This is a genomic window from Sodalis sp. RH19, assembly GCF_047324215.1.
Taxonomy (GTDB): domain Bacteria; phylum Pseudomonadota; class Gammaproteobacteria; order Enterobacterales; family Enterobacteriaceae; genus Acerihabitans.
Genome location: NZ_CP178734.1, coordinates 5,438,298 through 5,461,741, shown reverse-complemented (window position 1 = coordinate 5,461,741; position 23,444 = coordinate 5,438,298). Strand labels below are relative to the sequence as shown.

The following is a 23,444-nucleotide window of genomic DNA, read 5'->3' as shown; positions in this document are numbered from 1 at the left end:
ATTGAAAAAAGAGGATTGTTAGATGAGTGCATCATTATTTCCCGACGGTTTCTTATGGGGCGGCGCGATTGCCGCCAACCAGGCCGAAGGCGGGTGTTTTGAAGGTGGAAAGGGTCTGGCGACAATCGATATGATCCCGCACGGCGAACATCGTTTGGCGGTTAAACTCGGTCAGGAAAAGCGTTTCACGCTGCAAGACGATGAGTTCTACCCGAACCATCAGGCAATTGATTTTTATCATCGTTATAAAGAAGACATCGCGCTGATGGCGGAAATGGGTTTCACCGTGTTCAGAACCTCCATCGCCTGGAGCCGTCTTTATCCGAACGGTGACGAACTGACGCCGAATGCCGAAGGTATCGCGTTCTATCGCGACGTATTTGCCGAATGTAAAAAAAACGGCATCGAACCTTTGGTGACGCTGAGCCACTTCGACGTGCCGATGAATCTGGTGATTGAATACGGTTCTTGGCGCAACCGCAAAATGGTCGATTTTTTCACCCGCTATGCACGAACCTGTTTTGAAGCCTTTGACGGTCTGGTGAAATACTGGCTGACTTTCAACGAGATCAATATCCTGCTGCACAGCCCATTCTCCGGTGCCGGTTTGGTATTCGAAGCGGGTGAAAATCAGGAGCAGGTAAAATATCAGGCGGTACATCACGAACTGATCGCCAGCGCGCTGGCGACAAAAATTGCCCACGAAGTCAACCCGGAGAACCAGGTCGGCTGCATGCTGGCGGGCGGTAATTTCTACCCGAGAACCTGCAAACCGGCAGATGTCTGGGCGGCGCTGCAAAAAGACCGCGAAAATCTGTTCTTTATCGACGTGCAGGCGCGCGGTGCTTATCCGTCCTACACCAAACGCATTTTTGCCGAGAAGGGCATTACCCTCGACAAAGCGCCGGGGGATGACGAGATCCTGAAAAATACCGTCGATTTCGTCTCCTTTAGTTATTACGCTTCACGCTGCGCCTCGGCGGACATGAGCGAGAATAACAGCAGTGCGGTCAATGTCGTCAACTCGCTGAGAAATCCGCATCTTGACGTCAGCGAATGGGGCTGGGGCATCGACCCGTTGGGCCTGCGTATCACGATGAATATGATGTATGACCGCTACCAGAAACCGTTATTCCTGGTGGAAAACGGCCTCGGCGCAAAAGACGAAATTAACGCACAGGGTGAAATCGTTGACGATTACCGCATCAACTACCTGCGTGAGCACATCAAAGCGATGGGCGAAGCCATCGCCGACGGAATCCCGGTGATCGGCTACACCTCGTGGGGCTGCATCGATCTGGTTTCCGCCTCCACCGGTGAAATGAGCAAACGCTACGGTTTCGTCTATGTCGATCGCGACGACCATGGCAACGGTACCCTGGCAAGAAAGAGAAAAAAATCATTTTACTGGTATAAAAAGGTTATTGCGAGCAAGGGGGCAGATTTGGATTGACCGCCAATATAAACCTTAAACCCACATCAGGTCTGGGTAAGTAACATTATATTCATTCGAAGCGGTGAATGTTGACTTTAGCCCGCCCTCATGAATAGCAAAATAATAGGTTGCACAACTATCATAGCGACCAAGAAATACGTGGGCGGCTGCCTGATGGGTTATTACAGCCCCATGAAGCCACACCGCGATATCATGGGTATGCACCGGTATCAGCTGTAAATATGGCTGATTTACTGTCCGGATATTGTGGCCCACAAGCCGACCAGGTTCAGTAATCTGCATAGAACCGGGTACCTACTTAAGAGGACTTTATTTATGTCTAAAAATTATGCGGCATCAGCACAATCGATAGTCGATGCCCTCGGCGGGGCAAATAACATTACCGCCGTCACCCACTGTATGACACGCTTACGTTTTGTTATTAATGATGATTCAGCGCTGGATACAGAAAAGCTGAAATCCATTAGCGGTGTGCTGGGGGTAGTAAGAAACAACAACCAGTGCCAGGTGATCATCGGCAATACGGTTTCGCAGGCTTATGCCGAAGTCATTAAGCTGCTGCCAGAAAATGCCGGGGCGCAACGCCCCCTGCCGGGGAAAAATAAAATTACCCTAAGACGCATCGGTGCGGGCATTCTGGATGCATTGATCGGCACCATGTCACCGCTGATTCCGGCCATTATCGGCGGTTCTATGGTGAAATTACTCGCTATGGTTTTCACTATGACCGGAGCACTTTCCAGCACCTCGGCGACACTCATTATTCTTAATGCAATTGGCGACGGCGCCTTCTTTTTCCTGCCGGTGATGGTTGCGGCATCCGCAGCGGTAAAATTTAAAACGAATATGTCGCTGGCGATTGCGATTGCCGGTGTATTGGTCCATCCCGGCTTTATTGATCTCATGGCAAAAGCCGCACAAGGCCAGCACGTCGAATTTATGGGAATTTCCGTCACGGCGGTAAAATATTCCTACACGGTGGTCCCGGCGCTGGTGATGACCTGGCTGCTTTCCTATATTGAACGCTGGGTTGATAAAATCACCCCGGCGGTGACCAAAAACTTCCTCAAACCGATGTTGATCGTATTGATCGCAGCCCCGATCGCCATCGTATTGATTGGCCCGTTAGGGATCTGGATCGGTACCGCCATTTCCGCCTTGGTCTACACCATTCATAGCTATCTTGGCTGGTTGTCCGTGGCGATTATGGGCGGGATTTGGCCACTGCTGGTCATGACCGGTATGCATCGGGTGTTCACGCCGACCATTATCCAGACTATTGCTACAACCGGGACCGAAGGCATGGTTATGCCGTCGGAAATCGGCGCAAACCTGTCGCTCGGCGGCTCATCTTTGGCGGTGGCATGGCGAACTAAAAACTCCGAGCTACGTCAGACAGCCCTTGCCGCAGCGGCTTCCGCGATTGTGGCCGGAATTTCGGAACCGGCACTGTATGGCGTGGCAATACGTCTGAAACGCCCGCTTATCGCGTCGATAATCAGTGGTTTTGTGTGCGGCGGCGTGGCGGGCGCGGCAGGATTGGCGAGCCATTCCATGGCGGCGCCGGGGCTTTTCACCAGCGTTCAGTTCTTTGATCCCGCCCATCCGATGTCTATCGTCTGGGTTTTCGGGGTGATGGCGCTCGCCGTGGTGCTCTCTTTTATATTGACGCTGTTGCTGGGCTTTGAGGATGTACCGGTTTCCGGCAACGAAAGCCAAAAAACTCAGCCTGCACCCGCTGTATTGGCGCATGAGATGAAAACAGAATGATGTACTGAAACGCTGTACCATCACGGCCATACTATAGCAATGATAAGATAACGATCTTTACAGGAATATATCCTGGCCGTCGACACGTTCATTGCCATGCCATTTTTATATTAATGACATTATTACGCTGTTATTAAAAAGTAACGTTACCCTTACTATATTACACACACTTAACTTTGATAAAGGTCGTTTATAATGAAACCTTACCTACTGACACTTTTGATTCCTGCATTATTAGTTTCAACCACTTCCGGGGCGGCAGAAATTTATAATAAAGAAGGCAATAAATTAGATTTATATGGTTTTTTTAATGGCATGCATTATTTATCAGATGATAAAAGTGCTGACGGCGATAAAACATATATGCGTTTTGGTTTTAAGGGTTTGACCCAAATCTCTGATCAGCTGGCTGGATTCGGCCGCTGGGAATATCAAATTCAGGGCAACCAAACCGAGAGCCAAAACACCGCATTTACGCGTTATGCCTATGCCGGTTTAAAATTTGCCGGGTCTAACTCTTTCGATTATGGCCGTAACACCGGTGTTTTATATGATGCCGCATCCTATACCGATATGCAGCCGGAATTCGATGCTTCCACCTATGGCTCTGACCAGTTTTTGTTCAAACGTGGCAACGGTATCGCCACTTACCGCAACACCGATTTCTTCGGTTTGGTTGAAGGCCTGAAAGTGGCGTTGCAGTATCAAGGTAAAAACGATAGTGGGGCCAGCGAGCCGGGTACCCGTAACGTATTGTCGCAAAATGGCGATGGCTACGGCTCCTCTTTGAGTTACGATTTTAAGTCCGGTATCAGCGTCGCCGGTGCCTTTTTTAGCTCGAATCTTACCGATGAGCAAAATTCCGCGCCAGGCATCATGGGCGGGGGCGGAAAAGCTGAGGGCTATACCGCGGCGATTAAATATAATGCCGACAGCCTTTATCTGGCGGCCATGTATACGCAAGCCTACAATGCGGCGAAATTCGGATCGCCGAGTGGTACCGCCTACGGTTTAGCCAATAAATCACAGGCCGTGGAACTCTATGCGGGCTACACCCTGCTTTCAGGTCTGATTCCCTTCGTCGCTTATAACCAAACACGCGGCAGCAATTTAGGCACTGACCGTAAGGGCAACAACTACGATGCCCAGGACCTGGTCAAATTTGTTGACTTTGGTTTCACCTACAACTTCAACAAAAATATGGTGACCTATGTTGACTATAAAGTTAACTTGCTGGATGACAACACCTTCACCGAAAATGCCGGTATCGTCACGGATAATGTGTTAGCCGTAAGCATGAAGTACCAGTTCTGAGGGTATAGATAATCAGTCGGTTTTCCGTTTCGTTAAACCGACACGCCTCTGCCTCATTTTGTGTTATTGCCTGTTTTTGATGTCCTAATCCGCATAGCAAAAACAGGCATCCCTAACCGTAACGGTTACTCCCCCCAACCTGATTTACCGATGATAAAATCGCATCAGAGACATCGCTTACTCTTGACGGCGCCTGCGCGCCCAGGATTCCCGCGCCGGGATTCCGACCGCGCCGGATCCAGGTTATAATAGTGACCACCAAGCTGGATGCCGCTGCCCACGGTATTCCCGAACCCCATGGGCATCCCCCGACAGGGAGTAAGATGCTACTACATTCGGTTTATGATGCGTTTCGCTGTATGAACCTGCTGGCCACCCTGAGCGAGCCCACGGGTATTCGTGAGATTGGCCGCCAGTTATCGCTGGATTCGGCAAAAGTGACCCGCATTATGCAAACGCTCCTGGCACTGGAGATGGTGCATCGCAATGAAAAGCGCAAGTACTCGCTCGGCCTTGGCGTACACCGTTTTTCCGCCCATGCCATTCATAATTCCGCCTTTTACAAAGCCGTGCTTGAGATACTCGAGGAAGTGGGCAATAAGCCGGTTTCCATTGTCATCGGCGTGCTAAGCGGCAGGGATGTCGTCTATTTGATTCATACCCGGCAGGGGAAAAGCGTGGCCCGGGCGATAGGGAATTATGATTCGGTCCCGGTGACCGAGTCGATTATCGGCATTAAACTGCTGGCCGCGCGCAGCGATGAGGAAATCGTCAGCCTGATTGGCATCCATGACTTTCATTTGATAAAAGAAGATATCGACGGCGCCCGGCGCCATCAGGTGCTGGTGAAGCGCTATCCGCCGCAGGAGTACCGTATGGCCTGCACCATTCCGGGCATGCAGGCGGCGATAGCGCTGTCAAACCTGAGCGGCGAACGGCTGGAACTGGAAACCCTGAAAAAGTTCCTGGTGTCGGCGGCGCAGAAAATCAGCGGCGGATAAGCGCCGCCGGGCCGGCATTACAGGGCGGGGCCGGCCGGACTTCGCCCCATCAGCGCCACGGCGCGCCGGCGGGTAAGGGACGGCGGCTGTCCAGGCCGGTATAGCGCCGAACCGATGCCCACGCTATCGTAATACCGCAGATAGTCCGCCATATTGTCCGCATCAATGCCGCCCACCGCGCAAAAGGGAGTGGCATGGCAAAACGGCCCCTTAATAAGCTGGGGCCAATTTGCCGGCAGCGCCGCCGCCGGAAAGATTTTCAGCGCGCTGGCGCCAAGCGCGCTGGCGGCGAAAATCTCGGTACTGGTGTACACGCCGATACAGGTTTCCAGCCCCTGGGCCTGACAGGCGCGGACGACGTTTTCGTCAAGGTTGGGCGTGAGGACATAATCAGCGCCGGCCTGCGCGCAGGTCGCCACCTGCGCGGTGGTGATGATGGTGCCCGCGCCGAGATTCACCTGTCGCCCGAAGTGGCGTTTGATAGCCTGGATACTTTGCGCCCAGTCCGGCGAATTGGCGGGAATTTCCACATCGCTGATACCGCTGTCCACCAGGCCGGTGACCTGCGCAATAACGTCGGCCGGGGTTATGCCACGCAGGATGGCGATGACATTGCCATTAAACAGCATCGTCGAATACCTCATTCAATCCGGTGATAATCGCCTCTTCCGCCGCGAGAGTGGTACAGGGAAGATGAAGTAAATGACATGCCCGCTGATAGCGTTCAAGCAGGATGGCGGAGCCGATGAAGCACACGCTTTCGTGCCGCGCATGGCCGGTCAAGACTTCATGGCCCACCAGCAGGCCGGATAGCCAGGCCGCGGCAAAGGCGGCCTCGAATTCGCCAAGGATATAACGCCCCCGGCAGCGGAACAGTTCGCTGAGCAGGGTGCTGTCGCCCCGGTCAATGGCCTCGGCGGTTTCCACCCCCTGCCGGAAAATGTCCTCGGAAAAATCCTGCTCGCCAAGCCCCTTGCCGACCACCGAATGATTCAGCACCAGGTGGTACAGTTCGCCGGTCATCAGCGTGCGCAGGCCGACGATTTTTTGCTGCCGGCGATCAACGGTTATCCATTTGCTGTGGGTGCCCACGGCGGCGAATATCCGCGCGTCGCTGATGCTTAAGGCTCCTGCCAGCTGTATCTCCTCGCCGCGGCAGATTTCGTGCTCCTCGCGGCTGCAGATGCCCGGGCGCACGGTGACGGGATTGGGCAATACGTTTTCCAGCGGCAATCCGCGGGCGGTCAAATCATGAAAGCTGACCGGAAGCGCCAGGTAACCGGCATCCACTATGCCGATATTGCTGCCGATCATGCCGCACAGGATAACCGGCACGTGTTCGTCGTACTCATCGCCCAGCCGCAATAGCTCCTCGCGCAACACTGCGCCCAGCTGCTCGCGCCGGCAGCGGGCGACGCCTTTTTCAGACTGCACGGCGCGCACCACCCTGCCCTGTTTGACGCGCATGGCGCGAAAATTACTGGTCCCCCAGTCGACGGCAATGTAGTTCATTGCGCCCGTGCCAAAATCGCCAGCGGCAGATGGTCGGTTATCTCCTGCAGCTCCAGACGCGTCGTCTCGTCGAGCCCCTTTGCCGGATCGCGCACCGCGGCGGTGGCGAACAGTCCTGAGCGGTGCAATATCTCTTTATGCACCGCCACACCCAATCCTGGCTGCACGCCATAGCGCAGGAAGGGCAAATAACGGTAAAACAGCGCCCGCGCCGCCTCCTTGTCATGTTGTTCCCAGGCCTGCAAAATCGCATTTATCACCTCGGGAAATTCACAGGCGGGCATGGTGCCGACAATGCCCCGCGCGAGTTCCTCGTATAAGAAACCGGCGTTGAGCCCGCCGAAAAGCCCGACCCTGTCACCCAGCGCGGCCTTAAGCTGGCTGATTTTCAGCGTGGTGGGCGGCTGTTCTACCTTGATGTAGCGAATCTGCGGGAAATCCTCACACAGCCTTATCAGCGTGGGAACCGGAAAGCTGACGCCGGTCATTTGCGGCGCGTCCTGAATCATAATCTCGATATCGCTCTGTCGGCAGATGTCGCGGTAGAACCGATAGATCTCGTCCGGGCCGGGTTTTACCACCGACGGGGGATTGATCATCGCCACCTCCGCGCCCCAGCGCTCAACGCGTTTAATCTCCTCTATCGCCACCGGCGCCGCCGCGCCGCCGGTGGCAACCACCAGCGGCAGATCTCCGGTCAGGGCCTTTACGCTGTTAAAAATCGCTTCTTTTTCCCGCCCCGTCAGCGCATAGCCTTCCGAGGCATTGCCAAACAGCGCCAAACCGTCGATACCCTGATCAAGCAAAAAACGCACAAGTTTAACGATGGCGGGGAGATCGACCTCCCCCTGGTTATCAAAAGCGGTTGCCAGTATCGGAACATTACCTTTTAACATGCGTCACTCCAGTGATTTTCACGTACTTTGTCTTCATTGATGTCAATACCCAGGCCAGGCCCCGCGGGCAGCGCATAGTGACCGTCCCGGCAAACCAGGGGCTGGCGCAGCAAGCTGTTGGCCAGGTCAAACACCGGCGGCTGGAACTCAAGCATAAAAAAGTTGGGCAGCGCGGCGGCCACGTGGATGGAGGCGGCGATACAAGGACCCAGGCCGACGCTCAGATGCGGCGCCACCAGCAGGTTCCAGGTTTCGGCAAGGGCGGCGATATGCATCAGTTCGGTAATGCCGGTACGCCCCACATCCGGTTGCAGAATGTCGACGGCGCGCTGCTCGATATAAGGACGGAACTGATAGCGGGTGCGCTCTGTTTCGCCAAGGGCCACCGGCACCGCGCTTTTCCGGCGTAATTCCCGATGACCCGCGACATCCTCGGGCAGCAGCGGCGCTTCAAGAAAACCGACGTCACAGGCTTTAAGGCCTTCCGCCAGCCTTACCGCCTCGTGAACGCTGTAGTTCCAGTGCGCGTCGATAAAGAGGGTTGCCTGCGGCCCGAGCGCTTGCCGGATGGCGCGGACATTTTCCAGGTCCTCGTCGACGCCATAGCCCAGCGCCAGCTTGACGGCATTGAAATTTTTCTCCTGCCATTGCCGGGCCAGCTCGCAGCGGGCTTCGACGGTCGGGCGCGGCAGACCGGAAACATAGCAGGGAACCTGCGCGCGAAAGCTCCCCCCAAGCAGCTGGTGGAGCGGCAGCCCCAGAATATGCCCTTTGAGATCCCACAGCGCGATATCCACCGCCGCCAGCGCATCAATATGGTAGCCGGCGGTATGGCCGCGATCGCGCATTGAGTTGTACATCTGCGCGTTGAGGACATTGCTGCTAAACGGACTGGCTCCCAGCAGCAGCGGTTTAAACAGGTGCGTAATCAACTGCGCGACCACCTGCGGCACCACCGGGGCCAGCGCTTCGCCCCACCCCACATGGCCATCATCACAGGTTATTTTCACCAGGCAGGTTTCCATTTTGCGTGAATAGACGCAGCGGTATTCAGGGCGATAGTAGTAATCCCCGCCGCCATCCGGATCTCCGCCGAGATAAATCTGCTGCGGTTTGATTTTTAACGGGAAACACTGTACGTCGACGATCTTCATATCCACTCCGGTTTTGCGGGTTAATCCAGTTTTTTGCCTGCGGTCTCTTTGGCGAGGCACACGGCGACAAAAGAGATAAGCGCGGTCAGCATGACGTAAAAAGCGGGCGACAACGGATTGCCGGTGGCGGAGATAAGCCCCGCCGAGACCAGCGGCGTTACGCCGCCAAAGACCGCCACCGTCATGTTGTAGGCGATGGCGATGCCGCCGTAACGCAGCGCGGTGGGGAAAAGCTCCGCCATTGCCGCGCCGCAGCCGCCGTTAAATAAGGCGACCAGCATGCCGAGCAGGCTCATGGCGACGATGGAGACGGCCACCGAACCTTGCTCCATGACCATCATCGCCGGGTAGGTCAGCAGAATAAAACCGCCGCAGCCGATAAGCATCAGCGGCCGGCGTCCCCACCGATCGGAGAGATACCCCGCCAGCGGCATGACGATGGCGACGCTGAACAGACCGAGCATGGTGATCAGATAGGAATCGGTATGGGAATAATGCAAATAGGTGGAGAGATAGCTGGGCATAAAAGATTGCAATACCCAACTGCTCACCGCCTTCACCACGACAAAACCGACGCAAAACAGCAGGGCGCGGGTGGAGGTGGTAAGCGTGGTACGCAGCGGGGAGTGTTCCAGTTTTCCCGATTTTTGCAGCATATGGAATTCGGCGGAGTCTTCCATATTGCGGCGCATATAGAGACCGCCCAGCCCCAGCGGCGCGGCCAGGAGGAAAGGAATGCGCCAGCCCCAGTCGTTCATCGCCGGCTCCCCCAACTGGTGGGTCAGGAACAGCACCAGCCCGGAACCGCAGACAAACGCCATAAAACTGAAATTTTCACTCCAGCAGGTCAGGCTGGCCCGGCGATGAGGCTGCGCGCTTTCCGCCAGATAGGTGATAACGCCGGAACTCTCGCCGCCCGCGGCGAATCCCTGCACCAGGCGGGTCAAGACCAGCAGCACCGGCGCGAGTATGCCGACGTGCGCATAGGTGGGAAGAATGCCCATCACAAAGGTGGAACAGGACGTGATGACAATCACCGTCACCAGGACTTTCCGCCGCCCCAGCCGGTCGCCCATCGAGCCGAAGAAAAAGCCGCCCAGCGGACGCATTAAAAAACCGGAACCGAACACCGCGAAGGATTTCAGCAGCGCCACCGTCGGGTCATTGCTGGCAAAGAAGTTGCTGCCGATGATGGCCGCGAGCGTGCCGTAAAGGCCAAAGTCGAACCACTCGATAAAGTGGCCGACGCCCGCCGACATCATGATTTTAAACGTCCGTTGTCTTTTTGTTTTTGATGTCTCGGCCGGATAGTCCTCTGTCCGGTGAGTGATGGAATTGCTCATTTTATCTCCTGAACGAAACGTCATATGCCTGGCGGTACATCGGGACACCGGCAGGCCTGGGCAGCTGTTTTATCCGCATAACCCGCAGTGTAGGCGGCGGCGGGCGACAAGCCACTACGCGTGGGCGTTGCGTGAGAGCAGTCATAAAACCCATGCGGAAATTGCTTCATATGGTGAAGCATTTGCCAAAACAGCCCTGGATTGCGTTAGTACTCATCTCGATTGAATAAGGGGGGTGTTATCAGAACCGATACCAGAGGCGGACCCAGTTTTCATCCGGCTGGTTATCCGTGGTATTGCTGAAGGTGCGTTCATAATCAATTTGGAAGCCATGGGGCAGTTCCGCGGCAATCCCCAGGTAGGTGTGGTTCGTCTGGTAATGCTCCCAGCGCATCCCATCGCCGGCGATATAAGGCTTGACGGCGGTAATGGCCCGGGCGGCCACCGGCCACCGATACGACGCCATATATTCCCACCCCCGCGCCTGCCCTTCAAAATAGGCCGTCGGCACCCTGGCGGTACGCCGCGGAATAAAATCATGGTAATACCCGGCCGTTGCCGCCAAAGTCCAGTTATCCGGTTTCCATTGCGCCGCGATACCGGTTATCTGTTGATTATAACCCGCTGTATCCGCGCCATCCCCCGCCGGGGCGCGGCTGATGATATAAGCCCGGGTATAACTGTAGGCGGCGCTGAGCGTCAAATCCTTGGCGATATGGTAATCCATGCCGCCGGCGCCGCCGGTTTGGCGCTGGTAACGGACATTGTCGCTTCTGATATAATAATCATTCACCGGCGCGTCCCAACTGGCGCTCAGGGTTACCGGTCCCGCGTCCTGGACATATTTGAGCAAATATTTACCGCGGTAGGAACCATCATAATTGCCGTTGACGCCATTGTTCGACCCTTGACCGTGCATATCATTATCCCATACGTCGGTTTTGGCGCCGATAACACTGTATAAGACACTGTTCTGCTGTCCGAAGGTCAAGGTTCCATAGGTCTTGCTGGCGATACCAACATAATGTTTACGGGTGAAGGTGGTATCTTTATTATGATCAAAATGGCTGCCGGCCCCGAGCTCATTAAAGATATCGATACCGACTTCGTAATACCATAATAGATTAATATCATCATTGAGATAATAATTTAAAGAAGTATGAACAAAGCTGCCGCTGTCATATCCCCGCTGCATATAGGTGTGATCATCGGCCGAGCCCATTTTATTACGATATTGCGGCCGGATAAGGCCGCCGAATTGCCATTCCACCCCGTTAAGCATAGGCAGATTATTATTTCGATTAAGCAGCATGATATCCGCCCTGGCCAAATCAGGCAGGGCAAGCAGACTCAACAATACTGCGCTGAAGAACACAGTCGGTTTTTGTAGGGCCATTATTTTATTATTCCTCTGGAAATTGCGGCATTATTCCCGGTAAAAGCTCGGGTATCCGGCAGTGTATGCCGGCGCGGACGGGAAGCTATCGCCCATGCGCGTTGCGTGAGAGGAGTCATAAATTCATTGGCGATATTGCTTCATATAGTGAAGCAATTAACCTGCGCAGAGGAGAAAGGGATGCGCGCCGACGATTCCCGCCCCCAACGTGCGGGCGGAAATATGCGGCGGGGGACTAAAACGTTTCCCAGTTATTGTTGGCCTTGCCGGGCCTGGCCGCCGCTTGTGCCGGGGTAAGAGTGGCCCGGTTACCGGCCCGGTTGATCTTATCGCCGCCATTGCGCGCGTCCGCAGCCTGCGGCAGATGAAATACCGCGACCGTTTCCGTCAGCATCCGGGCCTGTTCTTCCAGCGAGGCCGCCGCCGCGGCCGATTCCTGGACCAGCGCCGCGTTTTGCTGAGTTACGCCGTCCATTTCCGCCACCGCATTGCCCACCTGGCTGATGCCGCGGCTTTGTTCTTCCGACGCCGAAGAAATTTCGCCCATCAAGTCGGTTACCCGGGTCACCGCCTGCACAATGTTATGCATGGTTTCACCCGCGCGGGACGCTTGTCTGGAGCCGGTATCCACCCGCTCAACCGACTCCGCAATCAACCCTTCTATTTCCTTGGCAGCCTGGGCGCTGCGCTGGGCCAGGCTGCGCACCTCCCCCGCCACCACGGCAAAACCACGGCCCTGCTCGCCGGCCCTGGCCGCTTCCACCGCCGCATTCAACGCCAGGATATTGGTTTGGAAAGCAATGCCGTTAATCACCCCGGTGATATCGGCGATCTTTTTCGAGCTGGTGGTGATGCTTATCATGGTTGACACCACGTCATCGACTATTGCGCCGCCCTGTCTGGCGGTATCCGCGGCATCTTGCACCATCTTATTGGCCTGCATGACATTTTCGGTATTTTGCTTCACCGTGGCGCTTAACTGCTCCATGCTGGCCGCCGTTTCTTCCAGCGCCGCCGCCTGCTGCTCGGTGCGCGATGAGAGATCGGTGTTACCCAGGCTGATTTCACCCGCGCCCTGGTAAATGGAGGCCGACCCATCGCGGATAGCGGTGACGGTACGAATCAGGTTGCGCTGCATTTCCTGTAGATCAGGAATCAGCGAGCCAACGTCGTTACGGCCAACATCGACGATGGCATCATCCAAGTGTCCTTCTGATAGCGTATGCAACTGCGCCTTAATACGGCCCAGGGGTTTAATCATATAATTGACGAGATAACGATCGGTGAGGAGCAGTATGACTACGCCGGCGATAATGGCCGCAATGAGTATGGTCTTACACCTGTCAACCATCACCACCATTTGCCGCGCGCTTTGGTCCGACATGGCCGCGGACTTGTATGTTTCCGCCGCCTGCCCAAAGGCGAGGCTGAGCGGGGGATACTGCATCCTGAAAACCTGACGAAATTGTTCAATATCCTTGTTCTGCACCGCGCGGTATAACGGCTCCAGTCCCTGGGAAACCATACGCGACCACGTCGCGATCATGTTTTCGGTCACCGCGGCGTCTATGGAGGGATGAGGGCGCAATTTGAATTCAGCCAGCGCATCCGCTGAGTTTTTCATCGCCACCGCGGCGGAGGCCAATACCTTATCGGCATCGGCCGTTTCTCCCGTCTGGCTATAATCCATAGTACGCGCCAACCGGGTAACGGTGCGGAAATATTGGTCGTTACCACGGGTAATGATATCAATATCTTTTTTCTGATCTTCACTGACAGTCAAAAGATGAGTGACCTGGCCCAATGACGATAGGGTAAATGCCGCAACACCGCCCCAGAGAAGCAAAAAAAATCCAAGCGTGATGATTAATATCACTCTGATACTGCTGTTTTTAAAAAAATTCATAAAACTGCTCCTATTCATCATTTCTATGCTGACATCCGGGCATAGGCGTTATAAGCCAATCAGTTGTAAATAAAATATTACCCACGCCTTATCAATTGGCTGATCTGAGCTTTTATAGGTATCGGTTTATGTGGGCGAAACTTTATAGCAAGGGGGGGGGAAATCAGCTCAAAAACAGAGAGTTAGAATGTGAATGGTTCGTATGAATGCCTACGCCGGTCATTAAAAGCCAAGCCGCTTAAGCCTACATTTAGCCCGCCTATTCTCATGATATTAATAAATAACAGCTTTAAGCCACTCAAGGCATCATCATCGCCCATTTCCCCTCAGTATTATCTCATAATAAAAATATATTGAGCGGGGGCCGCTGCGGTATTTACGCCTGTGTTTAATTGCAAAATTCCCAACTATTCTGTTTCTGTTAATGACTTATGCCAGGATAAAGTCTTTTTTTCTGCTATGCCTAGATACTCGATAAGAGTAATCAGAAGCCGTTTACGTAACGGTTTGCATGTAAACCAGAGACCCAGGAGGATACAGTGGTCGATTCAAGCAAGAAAGTCGCGGTTGTGACCGGGGCCGGACAGGGTATTGGCAGAGCCATTGCGCTGCGCCTGGCGAAAGATGGCTTTGCTATCGGCAGTCTGGACTTTAACGCCGAGACAGCGAAACAGACGGTGGCATTGATCGAGGCAGCCGGCGGCAAAGCCCTGGCCGTGGCGGTGGACGTGGCGAAGCGCGAGGATGTCATATCCGCTGTCGACCAGGTGGTGGCGACGTTCGGCCGGCTTGATGTCATGATTAATAATGCAGGTTTAGGCCCGACAACGCCTCTTGAGGATATTACGCCGGAAATCTACCATAAGGTTTTTGACGTGAACGTGGGTGGCGTCTATTGGGGTATCCAAGCCGCCCTTAAACACTTCAAAACCAGGACACCCGCCAAACCCGGCGACATCGTCGGCAAGATAATCAATGCTTCATCCCAGGCGGGACAGGTCGGCAACCCTGATCTGGCGGTCTATGGCGCCACCAAGTTCGCCGTGCGCGGCATTACTCAAACGGCGGCGCGCGACCTGGCTAAACTGGGCGTTACCGTCAATGCCTATTGCCCGGGTATTGTGCGTACGCCGATGATGGAAAACATCGCTAAAAAAGTCGCCGATGAAAATAAACAGTCCCTGGAGTGGGGTCTGCAACAGTGGGCGAAAACGGTTGCGCTGGGCCGGATATCCGAGCCGGAAGACGTGGCGGCCTGCGTATCCTATCTGGCGGGACCCGACTCAGACTATATGACCGGACAAGCGCTGATTATTGATGGCGGCATGGTCTTCAACTGATAGTCTATGGATAAAAAAACCGAGGCGCGCCCGCACGTTAACAGGCGGGCGCGCCGAAGCCGGCGGTGCGCGGAGCGTACCCATCCGGACACATTTTTCCCGACTGATGGATCCTTAATCCCAGTCCCTTTTCCGTCCCGGCGAACAGGGGCGGGCTCCCGTGTAGCGCTCGGGGGCTAACGTCTTCAGAATGTTTCCCAGCCGGCATTATCCTTGGGGTTATCAAGGGGCTTAACGGCACGACGCGGCGATGCTTTGGCGCCGTTTTGCCGGTTCTCTTCCTGCCGCCCTTGCGGTTCATGCAATTTGAACACCTGAATAGTATCAAGAAGCAGGCGTACCTGCCCCAGCAGCGAGGCGCTGGCCGCTGAGGACTCTTCCACCAGCGCGGCATTCTGCTGCGTGACGCCGTCCATCTGCGAAACCGCGAGGTTAACCTGGTCGATACCGGCGGACTGCTCTTGCGATGCCGCCGAGATTTCCGCCACGGTGTCAGTCACGCACTTCACTGACGACACGATTTCATGCATGGTTGCGCCGGCGCGCTCCACTTGCCCGGCGCCGATATTGACCTTGGCCGCGGAGTCCTCTATGAGCAATTTGATCTCCCTGGCGGCAGATGCGGAGCGTTGGGCCAGGGTGCGTACTTCGCTTGCCACCACCGCAAAGCCCTTGCCGTGCTCACCCGCGCGCGCGGCCTCCACCGCCGCATTCAGCGCCAGTATATTGGTCTGAAACGCGATGCTGTCGATAACCGAAATAATCACGGAAATTTTGCTGGAACTGGAGGAAATCTCGTTCATGGTCTGGACGACTTCCGATACGGCCTTGCTGCCGGACTCGGCCATTTGAGACGCGTTAGCGGCAAGCTGGCTGGTCTGGCGCGCATTCTCGGCGTTTTTCTTGACGGTGGAGGCGAGCTGTTCCATCGAGGAAGCGGTTTCTTCCAGCGAAGATGCCTGCGCCTCGGTGCGAGACGACAGATCGGTATTGCCTGCCGCAATTTCTTTGGAACCGGTGTTGATCTCTTCGACGCCCAGGCGGACCTGCGTGACCAGACGCATCAGGCTTTGCTGCATGCCGCTGATGGCGGAAAGCAATTTACCGATTTCGTTTTTGCTTGATACCTGTATGTCGGCGGTTAAATCGCCTTTGGCGACCGCATCCAGTTGCACAATCGCATAGTTCAATGGTCGCAGTATGATGTTTCGCAACACGTACAACACGGTAAGGGTTATCATAAAGGCAATAAGCAATACGATGGTCATCGTCCACAGCAACTGGCGGTATTCGCTGTTGCGCATCTGCGTCAGCGCGTTTACCGTTTCACGGGTGTTTTTCTGATACTTCTCCAGCGAGGTAGAAAACCGCCCTCCGGCTTTGTCGATATCCTGTATGTTGATAGCGTAATAGCCTTGCACATCCCCCACCTGCAGCAGATGCTCCGCCTGGTCGAGAAGCTGGCTGAGCGCATGCGCCGAGTCCACCAGTTCAGTCTTGATGGCCTCATCGCTGCTTAGCAATACGGGAAGGTCTTTGAATAACTGGATATTGGCCGTCATGCGCCCGTGGGTCTTCTCGATGTTTTTGAAAATCCAGTCATCGGCCTTGCCTTCTTTCAGCAAGCTGGCATAGACCAGGGCAAAGCCTGCGCGGGTACGCGCGGAATCTTTATAGACATCATTGATCAGGATCACCCGGCTGTCGGCCTGGTGAACGAACTCCGTCGTGTCGTTTGAGCGCGTGAGCGCAAACAGGCCCGCGCAGGAAATCGCCAGAATCATCAGAGCGAAAATGGAAATTGCGCCAGTCAACGCAAGTCGTACTGAAATATTCTTCATTAATGATTATTTTCCATAACTGAAACAGCAACACCGGGAGCGGGCGCAATGGATCGTTGTGCGTCGTCGACGTGAGGTTCTGTGGCCGGACACAATGATTGACAATGAGTACTTAACGACCAAAAACCAGGAAACTTTAACTTTTAACGTTACCCCGCCGTCCTTAAGTCAAACCGCGAAGACGCAGGCTATTCCCTGGCCGCAACACGGTTGCTATCTCTGCCGCAAAGACCTAATCTCTTCCCATCGCTATAAACCAAAGAATTTTGAATCGAACGAACGCGGGATCGCAGGCGAAAGTTCTACTCAGAATTGGGAGAGCTTGTCATGAATGATCAATTCCATTACGCCAGCAGCGAGTCGCCGGACCCGCGCCAGGCCGTCGCCGAATTTGCCAGCCAGCTTGGCCATGAAGGCATCGATACCGTTCTTTTCTTCTGCTCCCCTGACTACGACCTGGACATCCTGGGCCAGGAATTGAAGAACGCCTTTTCCTGTCCCTGCATCGGCTGCACGTCCTCCGGACAGATTGGCAAGGAAGGCTTCCAGCACTCCGGGCTGTTGGGTCTCGGACTGGACGGCAACTTTCGCACCCGCGCCTTCCTGATTCAACCTTTGACCAACTACACCGCGCTGGTGGCCGACATCGCCGAAGCCATTCGCCTCGACTGCGAGGCCAGGCCGAACCTGCAGCGCTTCGGGCTGCTGCTGGTAGACGGCCTCTCTATGGCCGAAGAACGCCTGGCGGCGAACCTCTATCAGCAGATCGGCAACATTCCCATAGTCGGTGGTTCCGCTGGCGATAACCTGCGATTCGAGAAGACGCACGTTTATGATGGCAATGGCCATTTTATTTCCGACGCGGCGGTATTCGCCGTTATAGAGACCAACGCGCCCATCACCATCTTCAAGGTCCAGCACTTCGAGCCCAGTGAGGTGGAACTCGTCATCACCGGGGCCGATCCTGAGAAAAGGCTCATCCTGGAGATCAATGGCGAACCTGCCGCCCAGGCTTACGCGGATGCCCTGGGCCTGACGGTGCGCGACTTGACGCCGACGGTATTCTCCCGCAACCCGCTGGTGCTCTCCTTCGGCGATGAGCCCTACATCCGCTCCATCCTGCGGTGGAACGAAGACCTTTCTCTCACCTGCTACTGCGCCATCGAGGAGGGATTGATCGTAGCCGTCGGCAAAGCGAAGGATCCCGTCCAAACCTTCAAGCAGGCTTTCGCCAAGGTCCGCGAGACCATTCCCGAGCCTGCGGCCATCATTGGCTTCGATTGCATCCTGCGCCGTATCCAGTTCGAGCAGGAAGGGCTGGAACAGCAGATCGGCAGCATCATGGAGCAGAATCATGTCGTGGGATTTTCCACCTACGGCGAGCAGTACAACGGCGTGCACGTGACGCAGACATTCACGGGCGTCGCCATTGGAGGACAGAACATTGCCTGATGAAGCCTGTCCGCAAGCGTCCGCCGCCGAATACGAGCGCAAGCTCGCCGCCCGGGACAAGACCATCGAGGTCCTCAAGCGCCGCATCGCACAAGAAGCCAGGCGCGGCAACGCGACGCCTTTTGCCATCCTGGAGCAGAATGTGGGCCTGGAGAAGGTGGTCGCGCGCAAGACCCTGGAGCTGGAAAACGAACGGCGCGAGCTCGAAAAAGCCCTGTCCGAGTTGCGCTTGACCCAGGCTCAACTGCTGCAGGCGCAAAAGATGGAGTCCATTGGCCAACTCGCCGCCGGCATCGCCCATGAGATTAATACGCCGACCCAGTACGTCTCCGACAATGTGGGTTTCGTTAAAGGCGCCACCGTTTCACTGCTAAGCCTGTTGGACGCCGCCCTGGCGCTGGCCGAGGCCGCGCGCGGGAAAATGGCCGGGGAATCCGTCATGGCGGAATTCGACGCGATCCTCAAACGCACCAAAGTGGATTTCCTGCGCCGCCAGATCCCGGGCGCCCTGGACGAATCGCTGGAGGGCCTTGGCCATATCGCCAAGATCGTGTCCGCCATGAAGGAATTCTCCCATCCCGCCCAGGACGAGAAGGAATGGGTGGATGTGCGCGAGGTCATCAATACCACCACGACCGTCGCGCGCAACGAATGGAAATACGTGGCGGAACTTGAGACGCGTTTCGAGGATGACTTGCCGCAGCTGCCGTGTCTGCGCGACATGATTGGCCAGGCCATTCTCAATCTGGTGGTGAACGCCGCCCACGCCATCGCCGATACCATCCAGGAAGGCGTTAAGGAGAAAGGCCACATCATCGTATCGGCGGCGCGCAACGGCGAATATATTGAAATCCGGGTCACCGACGATGGCGGCGGGATCCCTGCGGGGATCCGCGATCGCATCTTCGATCCCTTCTTCACCACCAAAGCGGTAGGCAAAGGCACGGGCCAAGGTCTCGCTATCGTCTATTCAACCGTGGTGGACAAACATGCCGGCCGCGTCTTCTGCGAGTCCGAAGAAGGCGTGGGCTCGACGTTCATCCTGCAACTGCCCCTGCACTGCGATAAAGAGGAGTGCCCGGCATGCAAGTGATGTTCGTTGATGACGAAAGCCGGGTACTCTCCGGCATTGAGCGGGCGCTTATGCTGCAAGACACCGAATGGGAGTGCCGCTTCGCCACCAGCGGCCAGGAAGCGCTGGCGATGCTGGAGGAAGAAGCCGGCCGACGTGGTGGTGTCCGACATGCGCATGCCGCTCATGGACGGCGCTGAATTGCTTACGCGGGTACGCGACCGCTGGCCGGGCACGATACGTATCATTCTGTCCGGCTACTCCGAGGCCAGCTCCACCTTGCGCATGGTGGACGTGGCCCACCGGTTTGTCGCCAAACCCTGTGACAGCACGGCGCTGCTGGCGATGGTGGGCGGCGCCCTGGCCCTGCGCGCCCTGTTTCAGGACCCGGCGGTGGTCGAGGCCGTGGGCCGCATCAGCAGACTGCCGGCCGCCCCGAAAGTCTTTACCGAAGTATGCCGCCTCCTTGCCAGCGCCGGCGGCGATACCCGACGCATCGCCGGGCTCCTGGGCAGTGACCCCGCCCTGAGCGTCAAGATTATGCAGTTGGCTAACTCGGCCTTCTTCAGCAGAGGCGGTCGCATTCATGATATCGGCAACGCCATCACCCGCCTGGGCCTGGATCAGGTGAAGCTGCTGGTCCTGGCTTCCCAGATCTTTGCGGATGCGAGTACGGACCCTTATGTGGACCGGTTACAGCGGTCCTCGCTGCTCGCGTCCACCCTGGCCGCCCGCATTTCCGGACACCAGGAACTGGAGCCGACCGCCGCCCTGCTCGCCAGCATCGCACGGCTTATCCCCGAACTGAGGGAGCCTGGCCGCGAGGTATCCGCCACCCAGGACAATACGTCCATGCATGCCGCGGTAGGCGCCTATCTGCTGGCCTTGTGGGGTTTGCCCATGGACATCGTGGAAGCCGTGGCCTATCACGTCGAGCCCTCCCGCTCCGCGGAGAAAGCCTTCGGCGTGACCGGCGCCGTGCATGTCGCGGTCGCTCTCGCCAACAACCGTATCCCCGATCTGGATTATCTCGAACAAACCGGCGTGCTGAATAAACTGCCCCTGTGGCAGGAGATGCTCGCCCACACGCAGGAGACGCTTGATGACTGAAACCGCCTTGCCCCGGGTGCTGTGCGTAGACGATGAACCCAATGTGCTCGCCGCGATGGAGCGCAGTCTCTTTAATGAATTCGACGTGGTGGTGGCTCTCAGCGGTGAAGCCGGCCTGCGCGCCGTGTCCTCGGGCGAGCGTTTTGCCGTGATCATGTCCGACATGCGCATGCCCGGCATGGACGGCGCCGCCTTCCTGTCCAAAGTGCGGGCAGTCGCCCCCGACAGCGTGCGGATCCTTCTCACCGGACAGGCCGATCTGGCATCCTCCATCGCGGCCATCAACCAGGGCGCCATCTTCCGCTACCTCTGCAAGCCTTGCCCCAGGGAGGAACTGGTATCGGCGCTCAATGACGCGGTCGGTCAATACCGTCTCGTTTGCGCGGAAAAAGAATTGCTGGCGACCACCCTCACCGCGTCGGTCAAAACGCTGACTGAAGTCCTCGCCATGGTCGCGCCATGGGCTTTCCAGCGGTCGGCCTTCGCCCAGTCCTGTGTCATCCACGCGCTGCCCAAGCTGGCGTGGCCTGATGGATGGCTATACACCATCGCCGCCTCATTGAGCCAAATCGGCTGTGTGGGCGTCCCCGCCGACATCGTCCAGGCCGATGTGGCCCAGAGAAAACTCTCGGAGGACGAAAAAAAACTCCTCCAGGAACACCCGGATGTCGCCGCCCGATTGGTTGAGCACATTCCCCGCCTCGAACTGGTGGCCGGGATTATCCGCCACCAGGCCCGTGAGGCCGCGCCAGACGCGCCCCTGGAGGTTATCCGCGGCGCCCACCTGCTGCGCGCCGCCCTTGAACTGGAACGCCACGCGGCGCGGGGGCAAAGCCTGGAACGCCCGTGGGAAATCCTGCGCGCGGCGCGCCCGGCGATCCCCGAGTACATCATCAAAGCCCTGGCTGATTTTCGCGCTAACGTGGCCGGCGCCCGCACCGTGCGCTTTAGCGAACTGATGCCCGGCTGGGTGGTAGACGAAGATATCCGCACCACCAACGGTTTGATGGTGCTGACCAAAGGTCATGAACTTACCGACACCGCCATATCCGCGCTTCAACGCCTCCTCGCCGCAAATGCCGTCAAAGAGCCGATCCGGGTGCGTGGACGGCCGGACGCCGCGGCGTCTTAAGATCCACGCCAGGCTCCCGGGGGAAAATGGCTTAGCCTGTGTTTTCTCCCCGCGGCACTACGCGTCCACCGGCGGCATTTTCGCCGCGTTCAGATAAGTACAGAACATTAACGTCAGCTGTGATGTCAGGCCGCCGCCAACGAACAGTTCCGACATATTCCTGACGAACACATTGCAGACGGTGCCGCACAGGACGTTCAACAGCGTCAGGTTCACCGTAGCGAGATCGGCAAATTTCGCGTCCGGGGCGCTGGCAAACATGGCCTCGCTTGCCGCTTCGACACGCCTGGTCATCGCCTCGACCAGTCCGGCCACATCCACCTCGGCCGCCGCACGATAGAGTGCGCTCGTCACATCGCGGCGCTCGATTTTGGCTGCAATGTAGGTGCTGACGAGCGCGTCGCTCATCTGCGCATAGGGTTTCCCGTGTTGCGCCAGACAGGCCGCCTCAACCCGTTCCGCCAGCATGATGAGATATCTTTCATTCAGCGCATAGAACAACGCCTGCTTATTGGGAAAATACTGATATAGCGAGCCAACGGATACCCCCGCCCTTTCAGCCACGCGCGTTGTCGTCAAACGGGTTGGCCCCGCGGCTAATAAAACCTGAATCGTCGCGTCGAAAATGGCCTCGACAGTGGTGGCCGATCGCGCCTGCTGCGGGACTTTACGGGCGCTGAGGCTGCGTTTGGGGACCGAAAACATAAGCGAATTCAAAACCTGAAGAATTATTCTTATTCTTAATGTGATCGGAATAACCGAAATTATCAAGGAACTTCACATGACAAATATCGCTAACCGCATTGCGCTCGTGACGGGCGCCAATAAAGGAATCGGCCACGAAATCGCCAGGCAGCTTGCGCAAAAGGGTGTCTTCGTCCTGGTGGGTGGACGCGACGCGGGCCGAGGTAAATCCGCGGCCGATAAGCTGGCCGCGCAGGGTTTGCCGGCGTCGTTCATTCAGATTGACCTTTGCGACGCGCGGAGCATAGCCGCGGCCGCGGTCAGGATCGACGCCGAGTATGGCCGCCTCGATATCCTGGTGAACAATGCCGGCGTTTCCGACGCCACGGACGGCGCGCCAGGCGCCGCCGCCCTGGACGCGGTGCGTCGGGTATTCGACACTAATTTCATCGGGACACTGGCGGTTACGCAGGCGATGCTGCCGCTGCTGCGTAAGTCCGAAGCCGGGCGTATCGTCAATCTATCCAGTAGCCTGGGTTCATTGACGCTCAATGAAGATCCCGACTGGCCGTACTACGATGTCCGGTTTATTGGCTACAACGCGTCAAAAGCCGCGCTGAATATGCTGACGATCCAGCTCAATGCCGAACTGCGCGCTACCGGGATTACCGCGGTATCTGCCTGCCCAGGCCTGGTGAACACCGAGCTAAGCGGAAATCGGGGTGATAGGATGCCCGCCGAGGCGGCGGTATTTATAGTGCGCCTGGCGCTGCTTACTGAGCACGACCCGAAAGGCGCCTACCAAAACGAGCAGGGTAGCCTCCCCTGGTAATGTTGACGCAGTCGGGTATGCAGTAGCGCGCTGATGCGCGCAATGAACGAGCCGGCTTGCTCCGCGCCAGCGGCAGCCGCGCTCTTTTTCGCGGGCCATCAAGCCCGCGGATAAAGTGTCCAAAGTGTGATCTGCATTGTAGTACAAGATAAAATTATGGTGCTACAATCACCAACAGATAATTATTGCGAAAGAAACTGCTTGGAAGCAACGACACATTCTTTCATCCATCG

20 protein-coding genes are annotated in these 23,444 nt (G+C 56.4%); 11 read left to right on the top strand and 9 right to left on the bottom strand.

The genetic code is table 11. The features are described from left to right. The first annotated feature begins 22 nt into the window (after positions 1-22). From ACL2XF_RS24660 to ACL2XF_RS24645, 4 genes are all read left to right on the top strand, one after another. Positions 23-1,453: a 6-phospho-beta-glucosidase gene (locus ACL2XF_RS24660; protein ID WP_410013529.1), complete on the top strand. Its 1,431-nt coding sequence runs from the start codon at positions 23-25 to the stop codon at positions 1,451-1,453. A 318-nt stretch (positions 1,454-1,771) separates the two neighbouring features. Next, entirely contained in the window at positions 1,772-3,226 is a 1,455-nt protein-coding gene (gene ascF, locus ACL2XF_RS24655) for a PTS cellobiose/arbutin/salicin transporter subunit IIBC (RefSeq protein ID WP_413727683.1), read from the top strand. Positions 3,227-3,421: 195 nt separating this feature from the next. Then, the gene (gene ompC / locus ACL2XF_RS24650) at positions 3,422-4,540 is read left to right on the top strand and encodes a porin OmpC (RefSeq protein WP_413727682.1); all 1,119 of its coding nucleotides are present in this window, start codon (positions 3,422-3,424) and stop codon (positions 4,538-4,540) included. Positions 4,541-4,863: 323 nt separating this feature from the next. Continuing rightward, the gene (locus ACL2XF_RS24645) at positions 4,864-5,541 is read left to right on the top strand and encodes a helix-turn-helix domain-containing protein (RefSeq protein ID WP_410013526.1); all 678 of its coding nucleotides are present in this window, start codon (positions 4,864-4,866) and stop codon (positions 5,539-5,541) included. A gap of 17 nt (positions 5,542-5,558) precedes the next feature. On the opposite strand, the gene ACL2XF_RS24640 is transcribed toward ACL2XF_RS24645, so the two are convergent. The 7 genes from ACL2XF_RS24640 to ACL2XF_RS24610 all read right to left on the bottom strand — a co-directional run bounded on the left by ACL2XF_RS24640 (position 5,559) and on the right by ACL2XF_RS24610 (position 13,748). Beyond that, complete coding sequence (locus ACL2XF_RS24640; protein WP_413721449.1) at positions 5,559-6,170, bottom strand: 2-dehydro-3-deoxyphosphogluconate aldolase; 612 nt, start codon at positions 6,168-6,170, stop codon at positions 5,559-5,561. Continuing rightward, positions 6,160-7,053, bottom strand: coding sequence for a 2-dehydro-3-deoxygalactonokinase (locus ACL2XF_RS24635; RefSeq protein ID WP_410013524.1), 894 nt, complete (start codon positions 7,051-7,053; stop codon positions 6,160-6,162). Before ACL2XF_RS24635 ends, ACL2XF_RS24640 begins: the two co-directional genes overlap by 11 nt. Further along, positions 7,050-7,949 (bottom strand): dihydrodipicolinate synthase family protein, encoded by a 900-nt coding sequence (locus ACL2XF_RS24630; protein WP_413727681.1) that lies wholly within the window; start codon positions 7,947-7,949, stop codon positions 7,050-7,052. Before ACL2XF_RS24630 ends, ACL2XF_RS24635 begins: the two co-directional genes overlap by 4 nt. Beyond that, positions 7,943-9,103, bottom strand: a complete 1,161-nt coding sequence (locus ACL2XF_RS24625; protein ID WP_410013522.1) for a mandelate racemase/muconate lactonizing enzyme family protein — start codon at positions 9,101-9,103, stop codon at positions 7,943-7,945. Before ACL2XF_RS24625 ends, ACL2XF_RS24630 begins: the two co-directional genes overlap by 7 nt. A 20-nt stretch (positions 9,104-9,123) precedes the next feature. Then, entirely contained in the window at positions 9,124-10,446 is a 1,323-nt protein-coding gene (locus ACL2XF_RS24620) for an MFS transporter (protein WP_410013521.1), read from the bottom strand. 241 nt (positions 10,447-10,687) lie between these two features. Continuing rightward, positions 10,688-11,842 carry a porin gene (locus ACL2XF_RS24615; RefSeq protein ID WP_413727680.1) on the bottom strand — a complete coding sequence of 385 codons (1,155 nt, stop codon included), beginning with the start codon at positions 11,840-11,842 and terminating at the stop codon, positions 10,688-10,690. 235 nt (positions 11,843-12,077) lie between these two features. Further along, positions 12,078-13,748 carry a methyl-accepting chemotaxis protein gene (locus ACL2XF_RS24610; RefSeq protein WP_413727679.1) on the bottom strand — a complete coding sequence of 557 codons (1,671 nt, stop codon included), beginning with the start codon at positions 13,746-13,748 and terminating at the stop codon, positions 12,078-12,080. A gap of 539 nt (positions 13,749-14,287) precedes the next feature. Here ACL2XF_RS24610 and ACL2XF_RS24605 point away from each other — a divergent pair. Next, positions 14,288-15,088 (top strand): (S)-acetoin forming diacetyl reductase, encoded by an 801-nt coding sequence (locus ACL2XF_RS24605; protein ID WP_410013518.1) that lies wholly within the window; start codon positions 14,288-14,290, stop codon positions 15,086-15,088. A 185-nt stretch (positions 15,089-15,273) separates the two neighbouring features. On the opposite strand, the gene ACL2XF_RS24600 is transcribed toward ACL2XF_RS24605, so the two are convergent. Continuing rightward, positions 15,274-16,929, bottom strand: coding sequence for a methyl-accepting chemotaxis protein (locus ACL2XF_RS24600; RefSeq protein ID WP_413727678.1), 1,656 nt, complete (start codon positions 16,927-16,929; stop codon positions 15,274-15,276). Between the two features lie 327 nt (positions 16,930-17,256). Between ACL2XF_RS24600 and ACL2XF_RS24595 the strand changes: the two genes are divergently transcribed. The 5 genes from ACL2XF_RS24595 to ACL2XF_RS24575 are packed head-to-tail and all read left to right on the top strand — an operon-like array spanning position 17,257 to position 21,695. Beyond that, the gene (locus ACL2XF_RS24595) at positions 17,257-18,381 is read left to right on the top strand and encodes an FIST N-terminal domain-containing protein (protein WP_410013516.1); all 1,125 of its coding nucleotides are present in this window, start codon (positions 17,257-17,259) and stop codon (positions 18,379-18,381) included. After that, entirely contained in the window at positions 18,359-19,474 is a 1,116-nt protein-coding gene (locus tag ACL2XF_RS24590; RefSeq protein WP_413727677.1) for a sensor histidine kinase, read from the top strand. The genes ACL2XF_RS24595 and ACL2XF_RS24590 overlap by 23 nt, the downstream gene beginning before the upstream one ends. After that, positions 19,465-19,653 carry a hypothetical protein gene (locus ACL2XF_RS24585; protein WP_413727676.1) on the top strand — a complete coding sequence of 63 codons (189 nt, stop codon included), beginning with the start codon at positions 19,465-19,467 and terminating at the stop codon, positions 19,651-19,653. The genes ACL2XF_RS24590 and ACL2XF_RS24585 overlap by 10 nt, the downstream gene beginning before the upstream one ends. Continuing rightward, positions 19,625-20,563 carry an HDOD domain-containing protein gene (locus ACL2XF_RS24580; protein ID WP_413727675.1) on the top strand — a complete coding sequence of 313 codons (939 nt, stop codon included), beginning with the start codon at positions 19,625-19,627 and terminating at the stop codon, positions 20,561-20,563. The genes ACL2XF_RS24585 and ACL2XF_RS24580 overlap by 29 nt, the downstream gene beginning before the upstream one ends. Next, complete coding sequence (locus ACL2XF_RS24575) at positions 20,556-21,695, top strand: response regulator (RefSeq protein ID WP_410013513.1); 1,140 nt, start codon at positions 20,556-20,558, stop codon at positions 21,693-21,695. The genes ACL2XF_RS24580 and ACL2XF_RS24575 overlap by 8 nt, the downstream gene beginning before the upstream one ends. A gap of 57 nt (positions 21,696-21,752) precedes the next feature. Here the strand turns inward: ACL2XF_RS24575 and ACL2XF_RS24570 are convergent, their stop codons facing one another. Further along, positions 21,753-22,400: a TetR/AcrR family transcriptional regulator gene (locus ACL2XF_RS24570; RefSeq protein WP_413727674.1), complete on the bottom strand. Its 648-nt coding sequence runs from the start codon at positions 22,398-22,400 to the stop codon at positions 21,753-21,755. A 76-nt stretch (positions 22,401-22,476) separates the two neighbouring features. Between ACL2XF_RS24570 and ACL2XF_RS24565 the strand changes: the two genes are divergently transcribed. Continuing rightward, positions 22,477-23,211, top strand: coding sequence for an SDR family NAD(P)-dependent oxidoreductase (locus ACL2XF_RS24565; RefSeq protein ID WP_413727673.1), 735 nt, complete (start codon positions 22,477-22,479; stop codon positions 23,209-23,211). The last annotated feature ends 233 nt before the right edge of the window (positions 23,212-23,444 follow it).